This window comes from Paenibacillus sp. ALJ109b, assembly GCF_010747435.1.
In the GTDB taxonomy this organism is placed as follows: domain Bacteria; phylum Bacillota; class Bacilli; order Paenibacillales; family Paenibacillaceae; genus Paenibacillus; species Paenibacillus taichungensis.
The window spans coordinates 1-18686 of record NZ_JAAIFP010000020.1; the positions used below are offsets into that span (position 1 = coordinate 1).

General features: G+C 45.8%; 14 protein-coding genes. All 14 read left to right on the forward strand.

The window, feature by feature from the left end; translation table 11 throughout:
- Positions 1–271 precede the first annotated feature (271 nt).
- The 14 genes from G3352_RS20085 to G3352_RS20150 all read left to right on the forward strand — a co-directional run bounded on the left by G3352_RS20085 (position 272) and on the right by G3352_RS20150 (position 18544).
- Entirely contained in the window at positions 272–1636 is a 1365-nt protein-coding gene (locus G3352_RS20085) for an extracellular solute-binding protein (RefSeq protein WP_163759186.1), read from the forward strand.
- 163 nt (positions 1637–1799) lie between these two features.
- Positions 1800–2684 carry a carbohydrate ABC transporter permease gene (locus tag G3352_RS20090; RefSeq protein ID WP_063565671.1) on the forward strand — a complete coding sequence of 295 codons (885 nt, stop codon included), beginning with the start codon at positions 1800–1802 and terminating at the stop codon, positions 2682–2684.
- A complete protein-coding gene (locus G3352_RS20095; protein WP_063565672.1) occupies positions 2684–3514 on the forward strand; it encodes a carbohydrate ABC transporter permease in 831 nt (276 codons plus the stop codon). The genes G3352_RS20090 and G3352_RS20095 overlap by 1 nt, the downstream gene beginning before the upstream one ends.
- Positions 3515–3545: 31 nt before the next feature.
- Complete coding sequence (locus G3352_RS20100) at positions 3546–5387, forward strand: cache domain-containing sensor histidine kinase (RefSeq protein ID WP_163759188.1); 1842 nt, start codon at positions 3546–3548, stop codon at positions 5385–5387.
- Positions 5384–7018: a response regulator gene (locus G3352_RS20105; protein ID WP_163759190.1), complete on the forward strand. Its 1635-nt coding sequence runs from the start codon at positions 5384–5386 to the stop codon at positions 7016–7018. The genes G3352_RS20100 and G3352_RS20105 overlap by 4 nt, the downstream gene beginning before the upstream one ends.
- A gap of 13 nt (positions 7019–7031) precedes the next feature.
- Positions 7032–8693: a beta-N-acetylhexosaminidase gene (gene nagZ / locus G3352_RS20110; protein WP_163759192.1), complete on the forward strand. Its 1662-nt coding sequence runs from the start codon at positions 7032–7034 to the stop codon at positions 8691–8693.
- Positions 8694–8977: 284 nt separating this feature from the next.
- Positions 8978–11245: a stalk domain-containing protein gene (locus G3352_RS20115; protein WP_163759194.1), complete on the forward strand. Its 2268-nt coding sequence runs from the start codon at positions 8978–8980 to the stop codon at positions 11243–11245.
- A gap of 387 nt (positions 11246–11632) precedes the next feature.
- Positions 11633–12097 (forward strand): Fur family transcriptional regulator, encoded by a 465-nt coding sequence (locus G3352_RS20120; RefSeq protein ID WP_063565677.1) that lies wholly within the window; start codon positions 11633–11635, stop codon positions 12095–12097.
- 2 nt (positions 12098–12099) lie between these two features.
- Positions 12100–12351: a membrane protein insertion efficiency factor YidD gene (yidD, locus tag G3352_RS20125; RefSeq protein ID WP_024631022.1), complete on the forward strand. Its 252-nt coding sequence runs from the start codon at positions 12100–12102 to the stop codon at positions 12349–12351.
- 391 nt (positions 12352–12742) lie between these two features.
- The gene (gene metG / locus G3352_RS20130) at positions 12743–14812 is read left to right on the forward strand and encodes a methionine--tRNA ligase (protein WP_275898444.1); all 2070 of its coding nucleotides are present in this window, start codon (positions 12743–12745) and stop codon (positions 14810–14812) included.
- Between the two features lie 312 nt (positions 14813–15124).
- Complete coding sequence (locus G3352_RS20135) at positions 15125–16114, forward strand: metal ABC transporter solute-binding protein, Zn/Mn family (RefSeq protein WP_163759196.1); 990 nt, start codon at positions 15125–15127, stop codon at positions 16112–16114.
- A 55-nt stretch (positions 16115–16169) separates the two neighbouring features.
- On the forward strand, positions 16170–16928 hold the full coding sequence (locus G3352_RS20140; RefSeq protein WP_076291860.1) for a metal ABC transporter ATP-binding protein: 759 nt from the start codon (positions 16170–16172) through the stop codon (positions 16926–16928).
- A 50-nt stretch (positions 16929–16978) separates the two neighbouring features.
- Complete coding sequence (locus G3352_RS20145) at positions 16979–17782, forward strand: metal ABC transporter permease (protein WP_024631018.1); 804 nt, start codon at positions 16979–16981, stop codon at positions 17780–17782.
- 48 nt (positions 17783–17830) lie between these two features.
- A complete protein-coding gene (locus G3352_RS20150; protein WP_024631017.1) occupies positions 17831–18544 on the forward strand; it encodes a cytochrome c biogenesis CcdA family protein in 714 nt (237 codons plus the stop codon).
- The last annotated feature ends 142 nt before the right edge of the window (positions 18545–18686 follow it).

Consider the following 18686-nt stretch of genomic DNA (forward strand, 5'->3'; position numbering starts at 1 on the left):
GGGGATAACAGCGATCGGAAGGTTGTTCTGTCATCGGAGTGGCAAGTGGAAATATTCTTTAGTTCAACTTATATACCAACCAAGCAGTCTTTGCGAACATGTTTCGCAGGGGCTGTTTTTTTGCTGTTATCAATTGTAAATGCAAGATTATTTGTCCAGTGAAGGATTTTATCCCTCTATTGATGAATTGTCATCCTTACGATGTAAGCTACAACTTTTTATAATCAGAGTGTAAAGCCAAATGCTCAATATCTTGAGGGGGGTCATACGAATGAAAAAAGGAATGACATTACTGCTTTCATTATTGCTTATCGCATCATGGACATTGGCAGGTTGTTCGAGCTCAACTAACGAACCACAACAGGGAGCAGGCAATACGCCTGCGGAGCCAAGCAAGGAACCGGTTGAGATGCTTCTCCGTCACACTCAGGTGGGTGCCGACAAACAAAAAAGGCTGGCCATTCTGCAGGACGTTGTGGCCAAAGTGGAGAGCGAAGTACCTAACCTGACCTTTACACTGGACGGAGTTGAATCCGATGTAAATCGTAAGGAGAAGCTTCGTGGTGAGATGGCAGCAGGCAATCCGCCGGATATCTTCGAATTGTTCGGTAGTCCGGACTCCAAAGTATATGCCAAGGAAGGCATGTTGTTAGATCTCACGCCGATCTTGCAAGAACTGGGCATACAGGACCAATTCTCATCACTTGAACCATTTACCTATGAAGGCAAAGTATACGGACTGCCTATTGGCGGATCGGGTGAAGGATTCTTCTACAATAAAGAGTACTTTACGCAAAAAGGTTGGAAAGCGCCTTCAACAATGGCTGAGCTGGATAATATGCTCGCTGAGATCAAGGCTGATGGCAAAGTGCCACTTGCTTCTGCTTCCAAAGCAGGCTGGGTTCCACTCATGTTAACGAACCATCTGTGGTCCCGTTATGCTGGACCTGATATTACGGCGAAGTTTGCTACAGGCGAAGCCAAGTGGACTGATCCAGGCGTTGTCGCAGGATTCGCGAAGCATAAGGAATGGGTGGATAAAGGTTACTTCAAAAAAGGCGAGCTTGGCTTTGAGTATGCAGAATATACAACTCAATTTACGAGTGGTGAAGCGATTTTGATGTACGACGGAACATGGAAATCGTCTGTATTCAAGGAAGGACAGAGCGGTGAGTCGCTCATTGGCAAGGTTGGTTTCTTCAATATCCCTCCAGTAGAGAACGGTGCAGGAGATCAAACAGCCCTGATGCGTGACGTCAATAACGGATACGGCTTCTCCGCAGCGGTTGCGGATGATCCTCAGAAGCTTGCGGCTGTTAAAGCCTTTATCAAAAACTTCTACAACGAAGATATGCAAGTTCGTGGACTCGTAGAAGACGGTGTGTTACCAGCAATGAAATTGGATGAAAAAGTGCTGACAGACAGCATCACCGACGATTTGATGAAAGAAATCGTAGCTGTTCTGAATGCATCGCAGACTTCATTCCCGGCTTTCGATGCACTCGTTCAAGCCGATGTAACGACAGAGATCAGTAACTTGCAAATTCAGAAGCTGGTTGGTGGACAGACGACACCAGAGAAAATGGCTGAAGAATTGCAGAAGGTTCAGGAAGAGGCTAATGCTTCAGTAGAATAACGATCTTTCAAGCAAAGAAGAGTACCTGCTAACACCATGCTGGTTTACCCCGGTTGGAACACTGCCGGGGTAAAACCCTTGGTCCTTTCTAAAGAATTACACTGCTGAGGAATCTGCTCTATATATGAGCATAAGAAGTTGAAGTCACTGAAGGAGGTAGATCATGAATACTTCACTCCGCAGCCCGCTGATCTATACGTTGTTTGTGTTGCCGGCACTGATCTTGTTTATCATGTTTTTCCTGTATCCTATCGGCAGTTCGCTCTATTACAGTCTGACCAGTTGGAACGGTGTATCCGCAGAGCCGCGTTTTGTGGGACTGTCCAACTATGCAAAAGCATTGACAGATGAACGTTTTTGGATTTCAACTCGCAATAACGGTTTCTTTATCGCATTTTCTGTTTTGATCCAGGTGCCTCTCATTGTGCTGTTTTCCCTGCTCATTGCGAATGTAAAGAAATTGAAGGGATTGTACAAAACAGCCGTCTTTTTGCCGTCCATTATGTCAACGGCCGTCATCGGTATTCTGTGGGGATTCATCTACGAGCCTAACATTGGCCTGTTGAATCAGTTACTTGAAACCGTAGGTATTTCGCCAGTCTATTGGCTATCCGATAATCGGTTCGCAATGATATCCATTCTCGTAACCAATGCTTGGCAGTGGACGGGATTCTATATTGTCATGGTCTTGGCGGCCATTCTGGCTATTCCCAAGGATCTCGATGAAGCGGCAGCCATTGATGGAGCAACAGCCGTGCAAAGAGCATTCAAAATTACATTGCCACTTATCAGACCTATCATTTCCGTGGTCATCATGTTATCCATTGCCGGGGCGATGAAGGCAGCAGATATTGTTCTGGTTATGACCAAAGGTGGACCAGCAGGCTCTACCGAAGTGCTTGCTACGTATATGATCAAATATGCGATTACCAATTTTAAATACGGTTATGGCAATACGATTGCGGTTCTGATCTTTGCTCTGACGCTTGTGCTCACCGCGGTATATCAGTTGCTGGTGGCGAGACGCAACGAAAGGGTGGAATATTGATGGTAAAGAACATAAAAGGCAGTATACCTCATGTTTTGTTGATGTTGTATCTACTTGCGATTCTGTTTCCCTTTTTATTTGTAATCTTTTCTTCATTCAAGCAGGATAACAACGAAATTGCACTGAATCCGTTCGGTCTGCCTTCCACATGGGTGTTTAATAACTACGTGGAGGCCTGGGTAAATGCCAAGATTGGAACGTATTTCTGGAACAGTATGTACATTTCGGTCTTGTCTTCAGTCGGAACCATTGTGCTTGGTGCCATGTTTGCTTTTGCTATAACACGGATGAGACACCGCAAATGGAGCATGTTGCTGTACAGTCTCATTCTGGCGGGCATGCTGATTCCAAACAATGCGCTCATGCTGCCGATTTATTTGCTTGTCCGCAAGCTCGGCATTTTGGATACTCATTTGGCGCTGATCATTCCTTATGTTGCGAATGCAATTCCGTTCACAATTATTATTTTGGCTGCTTTTATGCGGTCGCTCCCTGGAGAAATTGAGGAAGCTGCGGTTATGGATGGGTTGAGGGCTCCGGGTATCTTTGCTAGAATAGTGATACCCCTTACAGTTCCAGCCATTGTTACGGTGTTTATCGTGAATTTCCTCGGCAACTGGAACGAATTTTTACTCGCCAACTATTTCTTATCCACCGATAAACTGCGTACACTGCCTGTCGGCATGGTCCAGTTTCGTGATCAGTATCAAATGAATTATGCCCAGATGTCAGCAGGCATTGTATACAGTGTTGTACCGGTTGTTGTAATCTACGCCATATTGCAGGAGAAAATCATTGAAGGCGTAACGGCAGGTAGTGTTAAAGGTTAATTAACGATGCGTTATATAGGGAGAACGGGAAATGAACTTGCGGATGAAGCTGGCCATGGCATTTCTGTTGCTCATCATTGTACCGATGTGCACGCTTGGAATCGGCATGTTCTTGGTCACATCACATACGATTGAGAAAAAATACAATCAGCAGTCTGAATATGCACTCCAGGCGATTAGCTATAATATCGAGAATGTTTTTCAGCAGATCAACAATGTCACGGATAACGGCATTGCCACATCGGTATTCCAGATGGCTTTGAACGCCAAAGATCCAAGCAAACAGGACCTTGGAATCGGTAATCAATTGTCGCTGAATGCCAGCCAGCGTAATTTCCGTTCCCTTTTATACAACTACCCGTTTATTAGTTATGCCTTCTTGTATGATTTGCGTCCGCGTTCGTCTCAGGATAACCAGATTGTTTCTATATTTACGAAAGAAAATTTTCAAGCCCTTCCTTTTCAACAATTTAAGGTTCATCCAATATTCAAAGAAATTCAGGAACTCAACGGTGTGCCCAAATGGCTGGCCCCTCTGGAATATCCTGAACTGACGGGCGTAGAGCCTGTCTTTACTCAGATTCGGTTGGTCAAGGAACTCAGTTATTTTCAGAATATTGGGGTCCTTGTCGTTCAGATTAAAAAAGGGGAGATGGACCGCATCTTCCGCCATTTGCAAATAAGTGATCCTGCACAGGAAACTTCGTTCCTACTGATTAATGAAGAGGGTCTGATCGTATACGATCCTTCCGGACGATACAGCGGAGAGAAGATGGAGAATCTGGGTGTGCGATCTGGAATTTATGGACCGGGGTTCAGTAGCACCAGAGCAGTGTTTGATGGCAGTGAAAGCATCATTTCACAATATCATCTGAAAAACTATAACTGGAGCCTGGTCAGTGTCGCTTCATGGGAAGCATTATCGGCTGAGACGAATGTGTTCGCAGGCTGGTCGATTATTATCATTCTGCTGTGCCTGCTTGCTGCGATGGTTTTCAATGTGTTCTTCATGAACCGGATTACCGGCAATATTGCGGTGCTCGTACGATTCATGAGGCGTGTAGATGACGGGGACTTTAATGCCCGGGTCGAAGGAAGTGGCTTTGACGAGATGCAGCTGCTCGCACAAGGGTTCAACGAATTGCTGGATCGGATCGGAGGTCTGTTCCGACGTGTGCGTGCAGAGCAGGAACAGAAGGCCAAGGCAGAACTACGCGTGCTTCAAGCCCAGATCAAACCTCATTTTCTATTTAATACGCTGGAATCCATTAACGGACTAGCCATGAGGGGAGAAGGGCGTAAAGTAAGTGAAATGGTGACACGTCTTGGCAATATGCTGCGGATCAGTATTCAGGATCAGGAGGAGATTTCGCTCAATGAGGAGTTAAGGCACTTACAGAGTTATCTTGAGATCCAGCATTACAGGTTTAGTGATTTGTTCCGGTACGAGATTGACATTCCATCTCATCTGTACACCTCATCTATACTCAAGCTTACCCTTCAACCTCTTGTGGAAAATAGTATTCAGCATGGGTTCGAGGGAATTGAATATCAGGGTGTACTTCGGATCAGTGCATTTGTGGAAAGGAATAACTTGGTGCTGCGAGTTGAGGATAATGGTATCGGTATTCCCCAGGAAATGTTGGCTCGATTCGAATACATGGCAGAAGACCCGCCTGAATACATCATGGCTGAGGGAACGAAGCAGCTGTCTTCAATGGCAGAGCGTCGAGGGCTGGGTTTAAGAAGTGTTGCAGATCGGATAAGGATTCAATATGGGGCCGGATACGGGGTGTTTATATGTTCCTCTCCGGGACATGGCACTATCATTCAATGTATTATTCCACAATATGAGCAGGGGGAAGATGAATGAATCTAACCGCGTTGTTGGTTGACGATGAGCTGCCGATTTTGGAGAATTTGAGTTTTATCTTGCCATGGGAAGACATGGGCATTGAAATTGTAGGTACGGCCAGAAGCGGGTCCGAAGCACTGGATAAAGTTGCAGAATGTCACCCTGACATCATGTTATGTGATATTCGCATGCCCTCTATGGATGGTCTGGAACTAATTCAAATATTGCGGGAACAAGGTGAAACTTGCGAGATTATTTTGCTGACAGGGTATCAGCAGTTCGAGTATGCTCGTACGGCCATTCGTTACAATGTCCATGAATACATATGCAAACCAATCGATTACCTGGATCTGGAACAGAAATTGCGTGAGCTTGCTAGTCAGATTCAGAAGAAACGGTTGGAAGTGGAGGCTGAACGCCACCGCAAATCGGAGATGGAAGTATGGGTAAGGCACAAACATATCATTGACCTGATGCGAAAAGAGGAAGATTCATTATATTCTTCCCCTCCTTCTTCCCCTGAACCACAGGCATCTTCGTTACGATATATCCTGCTGCTTATCGATGTGTCAGGTTATTTTAAACATTCGATCGGATGGTCTGGGGCTCGGCATCAAAGCTGGCATGGAATGATCCGTTCCAAACTTAGGGAGATTACAGACCGGATTTGTGAAGGAACTCTGCTGATTTCGGCCCGTAAGGGAGAATGGTGCATGTTGGTGGAGGCATCAGATGAATGGAGACTGCGAGCAGATGCACTGGCTCAACAGGTTCAGTTGGAACTAGATACGACATTTGAGATAGGTTCAGGCATGAAGACAAGGGTCATTCAGGATGTTATGCCTGTGAAACTGGATGATCAGATGGCTGAGCGATATCGGCATTGTCAGCGATTGCTGATCATGAATGATTCTAATCAGCGCAGCGATGCGCTGGAACAGGAATCTGCTGAGCACTCTATCATGTCATCCAAAGAACCTTCCAGCAGGACAACAATGTGGATTACAAAAGAGGATTTGGACTTGATCACCCGCTGGATCAGGCAGGGAAATAAACAAGGATTGATAGACCTGCTAGTGAGGCTCAAACATCGGATGAGCGAGCATAAGAGTACGCTGAATGGCGTAGCCGAAAATAGTCTGCGTTTTCTGCTGGTACATATGCTTCGTGAATTGCGCGAAGTGCATGTCATGGCTGAACAGGACGAAATGCACTTCTGGAGTGCATTGCATTCAGCAACCTCCATCAAGGAATTAATCGAACTGGCGGAGGCACTTGCTTATGTTTGTCATGATAAGAAAAGTGTACCTCGCCCCTCTGTGTCTGAGCTGATCAGTTCTGCGTGCGAGTATATGAACGCCAGATTGGAATGTGATCTGGGCATTGATGAGGTAGCTGATTGGCTGGGCATCAGTCCGGGCTACTTTTGCCAGCTGTTCAAAAATCAGATGGGTGTAACCTTTGTTGAATATATGACCCATAAGCGAATGGAGAGCGCAGCCTTATTATTGAGTACAACGGAATGGAGTATTACAGCCATTGGAGAAGCGACGGGGTATAAGGAACGGCGATATTTCTCCAAAGTGTTCCATAAACATTTTCACATGAAACCATCAGAATTCAGGTCAAACCAAAGAGCAGGTTCATAATGGGGAGGAAAGCATGCGTATGAATTCGATCGATCAGCTTTCGTTGGAACAGCGGGTAGGACAGATGTTTATGTGTGGATTCCATGGACAGCATGCAGATGAACAGATCAATCAACTGATCCGTGATTATCATGTTGGAGGCGTCATTTATTTCAGGCGGAATGTGGAAAGCGTAGACCAGTTAAAACGACTGTCTGCCGACTTGCAAGCGATCGCGGCTGAAGCCGGAGATTTACCTCTGATGATCTCGGTGGATCAGGAGGGTGGGATGGTGGCCCGGATTGACAAAGAGGGAGTGACCCAGGTACCTGGAAACATGGCGCTTGGAGCGACGGGGAATCCCGACTATACTCTTGAATGCGCACAAATTCTAGGTCATGAGTTAAAAAGCATCGGTATCGATATGAACCTCGCTCCAGTGTTGGATGTGAATAACAATGTTCTTAACCCGGTTATCGGCGTGCGCTCTTATGGCGAGAATGCGGAGAGCGTAGCAGCTCATGGCGCAGCAGCCATCAAAGGGTATCAATCCCGAGGCGTTGCTGCGACAGCTAAACATTTTCCTGGACATGGAGATACAGCGGTGGATTCACATCTGGGGATGGTCACTGTACCTCATGACCGTAACAGACTGGATCAGGTGGAGCTTCTGCCTTTCCATCGTGCTATTGAGGCTGGAGTTGATTCGATTATGACTGCTCACGTCATCTTCCCGGCGATTGAACCGGAGCCGATTCCAGCTACATTGTCCCGTAAAGTATTGACAGGGCTGTTACGCGAAGAAATGGGCTTTGACGGCATTATTATTACAGACTGTCTGGAAATGCATGCGATATCCAAGCCATATGGTGTGGCAGAAGCAGCCATTCGTGCTGTGGAGGCAGGTGCTGATCTAATTCTCGTTAGTCACACATTGCAAGATCAGGTCTCTGCTGTGGAAGCTGTTGTGGATGCCGTTCGTACTGGACGAGTGGATGAAGCCACCATTAACCAGGCATTGGAACGTATTATTTCATGGAAGGCAGCGCGTTGTAGTCAGTGGGAGCATACGTTTGTCTCCATGGAAGAGGATGATGCTGTATCGGATGGATCTGATGAGGATGGGATCACGATCTCAACAAAAGAGAAAGATGAATCATCAAGGTCGCTGGCCTCCATCGAATCCAGGTTAGATGAGATTGCCTCCAATAGCATTACTATAGTTCAGAATGATGGATTGCTTCCCTTAAACCCTGAAAAGAATGTGTATGTCATCTGGCCCGAGGTTGTGCAACGCACAGAAGTGGATGAACCATGGTCTCATACAGATTCACTTGGCGTGGCGTTATCGCAGCTGAGAGGCGGAGTTCGGGAGCACAAAATAACGACACAGCCCACTTATGATGAAGCGGATCAGATACTGAAGGATGTGTCGGAGGAAGATCAAATCATCGTATGTACTTACACTTCCGCAGGCCATCTTCCGAAAGGGCAGCATCATTTGGTTCAAAAACTGAGTGAGAAGTATTCCCTGATTGTAGTCGCTCTGCGTAATCCATATGATTTATTGGAGATTCCGACGCCGGGAAGTTATGTATGTACGTACGAGAACACTCCTGCAGTGGTTCGCGCATTGTCCCTCGTCTTAACAGGTGAAATGCAGCCAACAGGACGCTTGCCCGTCAGTTTGCATTAGCAAATTCAAAAACTCTATATCTCTATATCTCTCTGTGGCATGGTACTATTCAACCATGTTCTGGAGGGATTTTTTTATTGGAATTTGCGGCGGGTTTTAATACAGATTTTACTCCAAGTCGAAGGTGTAATAGATAACTATTTTCATAGTATTTTCGCTCTATTAAATGTTTACAATTCTTATCAAATATTTTTAGCAACTTTTCCCGGTACTAAGCGTCTAATAGTATGACTTTTTGAGGGGGATATTTATAAAATGGGAGCAGAAGGAGCCAAAGACAAAGAATGAATTTGAAGAAGAAATTATCCATACTTACCGCTTTAGCTGTATTCCAAGCGTTTGCAGCGATTCCAGCGAATGCACTAGCAGCCGATCAAAGTGATACAACAACAACAAATACAGCCAATGTTAAATCCGTGGAGGTTGTGAAGAAAGAACAAACGATCTCGGAATCGGATGTAAAGTCTGGGTCAGATACAAAACAGCCTGATAACAATGATAACAATGTAGTCGAAGGAACAAACCCGGTGACGAATGAACCTACCGGTATAGATGTTACTCCGATTGACCCTGTTACAGATCCTGCTGATGAAGATGATGCGGGAGAGGAAACAACAGTTCCAACAGCTCCAGTTGAGGTTGAGCAACCATCTACAAGCGGTCAATCTGTAGCCGGAATTAAAGGCGGAGATCTGACACTTTATATGAACAGCAACAAAATGGTGCAAGACGGCAAAACATATCTTGCCGGACAGCCGATGGCTGTTAAAAACGGAGTATCTTATGTAGCGATCCGCGCACTGGTCGATCGGGTTGGTTATGAAGTGAAATATGACAATACAACCAAAGAAACCATTATTATTAGTGGCGAAGATGAGCTTCGCTTCAAAACAAATAGTAGCATTTACACTGTTAACGGTGAATCCAGAACGATGAAAGGCCCTGCCTATCAACAAAAAAATACGTTCATGGTGCCACTGACGTCGATTACTCAGGCACTTAATATTACTTATAAAGTTAATCAGTCTGCCAAGACTGTTGTACTGAACCTGAATACCAAACCGGTAGCCAGCTTCACAGTACAAAAAGAGATCTTTGTAGGAGATACGGTGACATACAACACTAAATCCAGCTCTCCAAAGGGATTTGACATCGTAGACGAGCGCTGGACTGGCCGTCAAGATTCGTTTGACCAGCCGGGTACATATACGGTAACGTATGCTGTCCAAGATTCGAGCGGACAATGGAGTGATCCATACGCTGTCACGATTCAGGTACAGAAACCAAACCTTCCTCCTGTAGCGATGTTTATGACAGACAAGGAAGAGTACAAAATGGGTGAAAAGATCACGTACATTGATCAGAGCACCGATGATGAAAATGCTATTGTGAAAACTGAATGGGAAAACAATGCTCTGGCATTCTTTGTTCCAGGACCAAAGACAGTAACGATTACTGTTACGGACAAACATGGTGCTAGTAACAGCTATACCAAGAATGTCAATATTACTAATGAAACACTGTATACTATCTCTGATTTTAATCAGTTGTTCACGCCGGTAGGTGATAAGTTCAGCTTCAACGGCAGTGAAGTTCCTGCCATGGAGAAAGTTCCGTACACTTATTACGATGAGCAAAGTGTGCTGATTCGTAGTAACAGCCCGGAAACCGTTAATTCGGAAGGGATTGTGTACAAAGAGTCTTCAATCGGTCAGACCCGTTTCATGATTCACCATGTAAATAACACCGGTAAAAACGTGAAAATGTACGTTGTTGCTACGAATAATAATATGTACGCAGCAACATTAGAGCAGCAAAATATGGGCTTCGCTGGTCCTTCACCATTCGCAACAGTAGCCGGAAGGTTATCGATTGAGCGTTGGTTCCAGTCCATGCAAGATGGCACTGGAAAATTGAATGTTGTGCTGCAGCCAGGAGAGAGCAAATTGATTCTTACTGAACTCAATGCTCTTCCTATGAAGCAAGGGCAAGTAATTTCACTGTATTCTGATGTTTTCAGCGACTACAGGCTGGATTACAACATTATCATGATCGAAGAAAATAAAGATCCGATGGCTGTATGGTCCACACTGCCTGTTCTGGATCGTGATGGTGTGCACAACCGTGGTACGTATCCGAATGCAACACGTGTCATCACTTATGACCAAGAAGTAGGTTCGAAGCCCGCTCGTCTGCCACTTGGGGATAATGCAAGTGACCCGAATCTGGTCGGCACAGACCCTATGGCCTATACGGAAGCTTCTAACGCGGGTAACTTCGGTGTACTTTACAAAATTACACTGAACAATGTAGCTCCGCGCACGTTGATCTCATTCAACCCTCGTGGTGGTAGATACTCAGGTGTGGCACTCGTTAATGGTCAGGTTGTGCAGATTTCGAATGGTAGCAAATCGTTAAGTGCACCAAATGAACAAAGTGTACTCTACCGCACAGGTTCGTACGGCGAAGCTGTAACGATTGTGTTCTCGGCTGCACCAGGAAGCAATCTTCCTGTCAACTTGCTGTTCACACCGCTTCCGACAGAGAAGTAATTGTTTCACCTGTTACCTAGGACGGACGGTTTGGTGTGAAGTTATATGGTATTATCCTGTCACCCCCAAAGTCGCCCGAAGGATTGATCATCTGAACCGTCAGAAGAAGGAGTTGTCCCCAAGTCATGCAAATGACCGGGGGCAGCTCTTTTTTAGTCACGCTTGTAGCGGTATCCAAGCGCTTTCGTTGACTATGAACTTCATTTAAGGCATTATTAGTAGTATATAAATCAAGTATAAGTATCAGCATTTGCATAATTTGATTCCACAGGCTAACGGGTACAATACCTAGACGAATAAAACCATTTCGATCTAAGTATTGCTAGAAATGAAGTTGCTCTTTGGGGTTTATGTAGAATGCTCGAATGACAGGAGGTGCTTTAGATCATGCTGTCGACAGAACAGATTATTACTACCATGTCCTCGCAGGGGCTCCGCATTACGGATCAGCGGAAGACACTGGCCCGGTTATTTGCCGAATCCCCTGGGTATTTGACACCCAAGGACGTCTATGAATATATGGGTAAAACTTACAGCGGACTGAGTTTTGACACAGTTTACCGGAATTTGCGTGTCATGCAAGAATTGGGTGTGCTGGAGCAGGTCATCTTTGAAGATGGGGTGAAATTCAGAGCACATTGCAGCGAGGATCACCATCACCATCATATGATTTGTCTGAAATGCCAGAAGACATATCCAATCGTTTTTTGCCCAATGCAGCTTGCAGATGCGCCTGAGCAATTCCAGGTTGTCGATCATAAATTTGAAGTTTTCGGGTACTGTAAGGACTGTGCTGAACATGTGCCAGCCAAAGTGTCATCTGGTCATCAGCACACTCACGGGAAGCACTGACGATGAAGTTATCCCGCAGACTGGTTCAGGCTCCCATTCGGGTGTATCGCAGCTATATCTCTCCTTTGAAGCCGCCGACATGTCGTTTCTATCCTACTTGCTCGGCTTACGCAATGGAGGCGATTGAGGTGCACGGTGCGTTCAAAGGATCGCTGCTTGCGGCAAAGCGTATTGCGAAATGCCATCCGTTTCATCCAGGCGGAGTGGATCTGGTGCCGCCGAAGGCTGAAAAGTCTGTGATGGTATCGGATTAACAATCCAATGGTGGTTTTTGCCGGATTGAGTTGATTTAAGATTGCTGTCCACTTGACAAAGGAGGCAGTATTTCAGTATATTTTTGGTATAATGATTTCCAGTGAAGGGATAAGTACTGACACACCCCCAGTGCAGAGAGCCGGATGAGCTGAGAACCGGTCTGGGAGGAGGATGGAATATGGTCCCGGAGGAACCTCTTTCGAGCGTGCAGACGTTGATTAGAACGGCTGTCGTAAGGCTGAGGCGTGATCCAGCGTTAATGGGCGGTCGAAGGACCGGCAGAGCCTGTGGTTTGTGAAAAGCACGGGGAATTTGGGTGGTAACACGTGAGAGCAACTCTCGTCCCATATAGGGACGGGAGTTTTTTGTGTTCTTTTTTAGGCAAATGTAATGAAAAAGCACGACTATATGAAGGAGGAGAAGTCATCTATGGCTGATCAAAAAACATTTTATCTGACAACCCCGATTTATTATCCGAGTGACAAACTGCATATCGGGCACGCCTACACGACTGTAGCGGGTGACGCTATGGTTCGATACAAACGTCTACGTGGCTATGCAGTTCGTTATTTAACAGGAACCGATGAACACGGACAGAAGATTGAACGCAAGGCACAGGAGAAAGGACAGTCACCGCAGGCTTTTGTAGACGACATCGTGGTTGGCATCAAGGAACTGTGGAACAAACTGGATATTTCCAATGACGACTTCATTCGTACGACGGAGGAGCGCCACAAAACAGTAGTACAGGATATCTTTGACCGTTTGCTGAAACAAGGGGATATCTACAAGGGTGAGTACGAAGGCTGGTACAGTATCCCAGATGAGACCTATTACACGGAAACCCAACTGGTTGATGTGGAGAAGAATGACAAAGGCGAAATTATCTCGGCCAAAAGTCCGGATAGCGGACATCCTGTGGAACTGGTAAAAGAAGAGTCCTACTTCTTCCGGATGAGCAAGTATGCTGATCGTTTGCTGAAATATTATGAAGAGAATCCGGGTTTTATTCAGCCGGAGTCCCGCAAAAATGAAATGATCAACAACTTCATCAAGCCAGGTCTGGAAGATTTGGCTGTATCCCGAACAACTTTCGAATGGGGCGTCAAAGTTAAAGGTGATCCGAAACACGTTGTATACGTATGGATTGATGCGTTGTCCAACTACATTACAGCTCTAGGCTATGGATCATCCGACGAATCGCTGTACAATAAATTCTGGCCAGCAGACGTGCATCTGGTAGGGAAAGAAATTGTTCGATTCCATACGATTTACTGGCCGATTATGCTGATGGCACTGGACCTGCCTTTACCGAAGAAAGTATTCGCTCACGGTTGGTTGTTGATGAAAGACGGCAAAATGTCCAAATCAAAGGGAAATGTCGTTGACCCGGTAACCTTGATTGACCGTTATGGCCTAGATGCACTGCGTTATTACCTGCTACGTGAAGTTCCATTTGGTTCAGATGGTACGTTTACTCCAGAAAGCTTTGTAGAACGTGTGAACTCCGACCTGGCCAATGACCTTGGAAACCTGTTGAACCGTACTGTAGCCATGGTGGACAAATATTTCGAAGGCAAAGCGCCTGAGTTTACTTCTGGTGTGACCGAATTTGATGCATCTCTTGAAGAAGCGGGTCTTGCTGCTGTGGAGAAAGTGGAGCAGGCAATGGAAAATTTGCAATTTTCCGTAGCGTTGACAGCGATCAGTCAGTTTGTTAGCCGCAGTAACAAATACATTGACGAGACTCAGCCTTGGGCTCTGGCTCGTGATGAAGCTAAACGCAATGAACTGGCATCGGTAATGTCGCATCTGATTGAAAGCTTGCGGATTGCTTCTATCCTCTTGCAGCCGTTCCTGACACGTGCTCCGCGCAAAATTTGGGAACAACTCGGCATTCAGGAAGGTGAACTGACGGCTTGGGATACAGCGAAGCAATGGGGCGTTATTCCGGCTGGCAACGCTTTGCAGAAGGGTGACCCGATCTTCCCACGTCTGGACTCTGAACAGGAGATTGCTTATATTGCTGAAGCGATGACTGGAGGCAAAAAAGCTGAAGCGCAGCCTGAGGCAGCTCAAGCTGATGCTGGAGGCTCTTCTGAAGCCGCTCAACCCGTCACAGCACCAGAAAGCAAAGAAGAGATCAGTATTGACGATTTCGCCAAAGTGGAATTGCGTGTGGCTCAAGTTATTGCCTGTGAACCAGTCAAGAAAGCCGATAAATTGCTGAAGTTGCAGCTGGATCTTGGCTATGAGCAACGTCAGGTTGTATCGGGAATCGCGAAGTTTTATTCACCTGAAGATATGATTGGGCGCAAAGTCATCTGTGTGACTAACCTCAAGCCTGTGAAATTGCGCGGTGAACTGTCCCAGGGCATGATCCTGGCAGCATCCCATGGCGACCAACTTACACTGGCAACAGTACCGGATAATATGCCTAATGGTGCACAAGTGAAATAAGACTTTGAGCGTGCAACCAAGGATTTGATTTATATAGTTTAATAGAAGGTGGCTCGATGAGAATCGGGTCACTTTTTATTTTGAGGTGAAATCGGATCTGATACGAAGAAAACAAGCATATACTGTTATGAACTCCGTGCTCAAGGAAAGAATGAATAGGACAGAGCGGCTTGACAAGTTCGAGCAGGTTACCTATAATTCTTTCAGTAATGTTTACGATTAAGAGATGCGGAGTGAATACTATTGAAACTTTATAATGGAAGAAATCTAGACCAGGTAAACCGGACTTTAGTGACACGTAGTAGAAGGCATATGAAATTGTTGCTCAGCGGTCTGCTTGTTCTTAGTTTGCTCATATTGTCAGCATGCGGTCAGAATAATTCGGAGAGTGCCAAGCTGGTGGAAGGAAAAGTGAATGTGATCACGAGTTTCTATCCTGTCTATGCGTTTACTTCAACTATTGGCGGGGAAGATGCAAATGTCATTAATTTGCTGCCCACAGGTGTTGAACCACATGACTGGACGCCGAAGAGCCAAGATATTGTAAATACATCCAAAGCCCAGTTGTTTCTGTACAATGGTGCAGGTCTGGAAGGATGGGTTCCCAACTTCCTGAAGTCACTGAATAGCGATACCAAGGTGAAGTCAGTTGCAGTAAGTGAAGGGGTTACTCTATTGACTGCTGAAGGTGATGATGGACACGGTCATGGTGAAGAACAGGTGGATGAACATAGCAACGAACATGCAGATGAAGCTAACGCAGAGGACATCGCGGACCATCATGTGGACCCTCATACGTGGGTAAGTCCAAAATCGGCAATGGTAATGGCTGAGAATATTAAAAACAGCCTGGTTGAAGTAGACCCTGCACATAAAGAAGGATATGAACAACGTTATGAAGAGCTGCGGACCAAGCTTGAAACACTGGATCAGCACTTTACGGATGAATTGTCCAAAGTACCCAACAAGGAAATTGTCGTTTCACACCAGGCTTTTGGGTACCTTGCACGTGATTATGGGTTGACTCAGCATGCCATTATGGGACTTTCTCCAGATGCGGAGCCTACAGGACAAGATATTGTGAAGTTGGCCAAGTTGGTGAAGGATGAAGGGATTAAATACATTTTCTTCGAAGAGTTGGTATCTGACAAACTGGCGAAAACTCTTGCCAATGAAGCAGGTGTAGAGACCATGGTCCTGAATCCGGTAGAAGGTTTAACCAAAGAACAGGCTACCAACGGGGATGATTATTTCACCCTGATGGAGAAAAATTTGCAAAATCTGCTGATCGCATTAAAATAAGATAGACTGAAGGATTCGTTTGCAATCCTTATATATAATGAAGGGCGGCTTTGCCATGCAGCAAATCATGCCATTGTGTCATGATCCAATCATAGAGATCGAGAAACTATCATTTTCCTACGGTGACCAGCGAGTAATTGAAAATCTCGATTTTATGGTCCAGGAAAGGGATTTTGTCGGAATTATCGGTTCAAACGGGGCGGGCAAAACGACATTATTACGGATGTTGGTTGGACTCTTGCCTCCAGCCGAGGGAGATATCAAGCTTTTCGGACAGTCGATCCGCCGATTCAAGGATTGGGAACGGATTGGTTATGTTCCGCAAAAAAATGCGTTTAACCCATTGTTTCCTGCGACGGTACGGGAAGTCGTGATGTCTGGCTTGTACAATAACAAGAATATGTTCCGCCGAATGTCGCGTAAATGTCAGCAGCAGTGCACAGATGCTATGCAGGTGATGCGGATTGAGGATTTGGCGAATAAACGGATTGGACAACTGTCAGGCGGACAGCAACAGCGTGTGTTTTTGGCACGGGCGCTTATTAATCACCCTGACCTCTTGATTCTGGATGAACCGACGGTGGGTATTGACGCTGAATCCCAGGCCAGTTTTTTCGAATTGATTACCCATATGCATGAACACCACCGGATGACATTCCTGATGGTATCACATGATATGGACCGGATGGAGAGTTATCTCGGTTCCAAAGCAGCGGTGACAAACGGAAAGATACATTTCCATGTCCGTCATTCCCATGAGGTGGAAGACTGCGCCGAGACTAATTTGCAGCATACCACCACCCAGGTACGTTAGACGCGAGTACGCAACCAGATTAGAGCAAGGCCGAAGGAGTCGTGTGTGTTTTGGAAATTTTAATGAGTGATTTTTTTCAGCGGGCGCTTGCGGGGGGATTGTTAATCGGCATCACCGCACCGTTGATCGGATTGTTTCTGGTGCTCCGGCGTTTATCCATGATCGGGGATACCCTGTCTCATGTGACTATAGCCGGGGTTGCACTCGGATTCCTGATTGAAGTGTATCCGATTGCGGTGGGGCTTATTTTCGCCGTGCTCGCATCATTTGCGATCGAGAAACTGCGCAAGGCGTACAAAAGTTATGCCGAGTTATCGATCGCGATTATCATGTCCGGTGGGGTAGCGCTGGCTTCATTGTTCTTCACGCTGGGCAAAGGTTATAATACAGATGTTATGAGTTACCTGTTCGGCAGTATTTATACACTAGACTCCACAGATTTGAAGCTGGTCGGTGTGGTCACGTTGATCGTGGTCATCGTTGTAGCACTGTTACATAAGGAGTTTTTCCTGCTCAGCTTTGAAGAGGATGCCGCAGCGGTAACCGGATTGCCCGTGAAATTGCTTAACATGCTGATTACCGTGATGACAGCCCTTGTCATTAGTACGGCGATCAAAATCGTGGGCGCATTGCTGGTATCAGCACTGCTGACCATTCCGGTAGCTGTAAGTTTGCTGATGGCACGAAGTTTCAAATCGGCGATTATATTGTCCGTGGTCATTGGCGAAATTGCCGTGGTCATTGGACTGGTTGTGGCCGGGATCTGGAACCTTGCACCAGGAGCAACAATTGTACTTTTGCTTATCATGATGCTGATTCTTACGATGATTGGAAAAAAAGGGTTCCGAGCCTGAGTCTGAACGAGAGCAAGTGAGCCCCCAGGGAAGGGAGATATCCGCTTCATGCCTGATGTTAATGTGTGGCTGGCTTTTGTAGCAGGATTAGCTTCGTTTATATCGCCATGCTGTCTACCGCTGTATCCATCGTATCTTTCCTACATTACAGGGATGACGGTACAACGGTTGAAGGATGAGCGCAATCAGCGTGAAGTTCGCTTCAAGACATTGACTCATACGCTGGCGTTTATTTTGGGTTTCTCGGCTGTGTTTTATTCGCTCGGACTGGGAGCCGGATTGTTTGGCCAATTTTTCAATGATAACCGTGATCTCATTCGTCAATTATCCGCGATCTTAATCATGTTAATGGGTTTATTCTTGCTTGGTTTGTTCAAACCTCAGTTTCTGATGAAAGAGCGCAAAATGGATATGAAATGGAAACCAGCGGGGTACTTGGGCTCATTTATTTTTGGCATTGGTTTCTCGGCGGGCTGGTCGCCTTGTATTGGACCGATTTTGACTGCTATCATCGCGATGGCTGCGAGCGAACCAACAACCTGGTTGGCATTGATTACGGGATACACGGCTGGATTTGCGTTACCGTTTTTCATTTTGGCCTTTTTCATCGGTTCTACACGCTGGATCTTGCGTTATTCCAATATCATGATGAAAGCTGGAGGCGCATTAATGTTGTTCCTCGGAGTGTTGTTGTTTACGGATCAGATGACGAAAATTACAATCTGGCTACAGCAAATTACACCAGACTGGATGATTATCTAGCACAGAGTAACGACGCTTTTTATTTTTCTCAAGTGTTATTTTAAATAAGAACAAAGCAGGCTACATGGAAACCAGAATGATTCTGGGCTCATGTAACCTGCTTTTTTAATCAATGGCTCTTTATCAAAGGTGCCAGTGCCGC

What these genes read in the sequence shown, in the direction of transcription:
- G3352_RS20105 (WP_163759190.1), top strand. Translation starts at nt 5,384, where the DNA reads ATGAATCTAACCGCGTTGTTGGTTGACGATGAGCTGCCGATTTTGGAG.
- yidD (WP_024631022.1), top strand. Translation starts at nt 12,100, where the DNA reads ATGAAGTTATCCCGCAGACTGGTTCAGGCTCCCATTCGGGTGTATCGC.
- G3352_RS20115 (WP_163759194.1), top strand. Translation starts at nt 8,978, where the DNA reads ATGAATTTGAAGAAGAAATTATCCATACTTACCGCTTTAGCTGTATTC.
- G3352_RS20085 (WP_163759186.1), top strand. Translation starts at nt 272, where the DNA reads ATGAAAAAAGGAATGACATTACTGCTTTCATTATTGCTTATCGCATCA.
- G3352_RS20150 (WP_024631017.1), top strand. Translation starts at nt 17,831, where the DNA reads ATGCCTGATGTTAATGTGTGGCTGGCTTTTGTAGCAGGATTAGCTTCG.
- nagZ (WP_163759192.1), top strand. Translation starts at nt 7,032, where the DNA reads ATGCGTATGAATTCGATCGATCAGCTTTCGTTGGAACAGCGGGTAGGA.
- G3352_RS20100 (WP_163759188.1), top strand. Translation starts at nt 3,546, where the DNA reads ATGAACTTGCGGATGAAGCTGGCCATGGCATTTCTGTTGCTCATCATT.
- G3352_RS20120 (WP_063565677.1), top strand. Translation starts at nt 11,633, where the DNA reads ATGCTGTCGACAGAACAGATTATTACTACCATGTCCTCGCAGGGGCTC.
- metG (WP_275898444.1), top strand. Translation starts at nt 12,743, where the DNA reads ATGAAAAAGCACGACTATATGAAGGAGGAGAAGTCATCTATGGCTGAT.
- G3352_RS20135 (WP_163759196.1), top strand. Translation starts at nt 15,125, where the DNA reads ATGAAATTGTTGCTCAGCGGTCTGCTTGTTCTTAGTTTGCTCATATTG.
- G3352_RS20095 (WP_063565672.1), top strand. Translation starts at nt 2,684, where the DNA reads ATGGTAAAGAACATAAAAGGCAGTATACCTCATGTTTTGTTGATGTTG.
- G3352_RS20090 (WP_063565671.1), top strand. Translation starts at nt 1,800, where the DNA reads ATGAATACTTCACTCCGCAGCCCGCTGATCTATACGTTGTTTGTGTTG.
- G3352_RS20140 (WP_076291860.1), top strand. Translation starts at nt 16,170, where the DNA reads ATGCAGCAAATCATGCCATTGTGTCATGATCCAATCATAGAGATCGAG.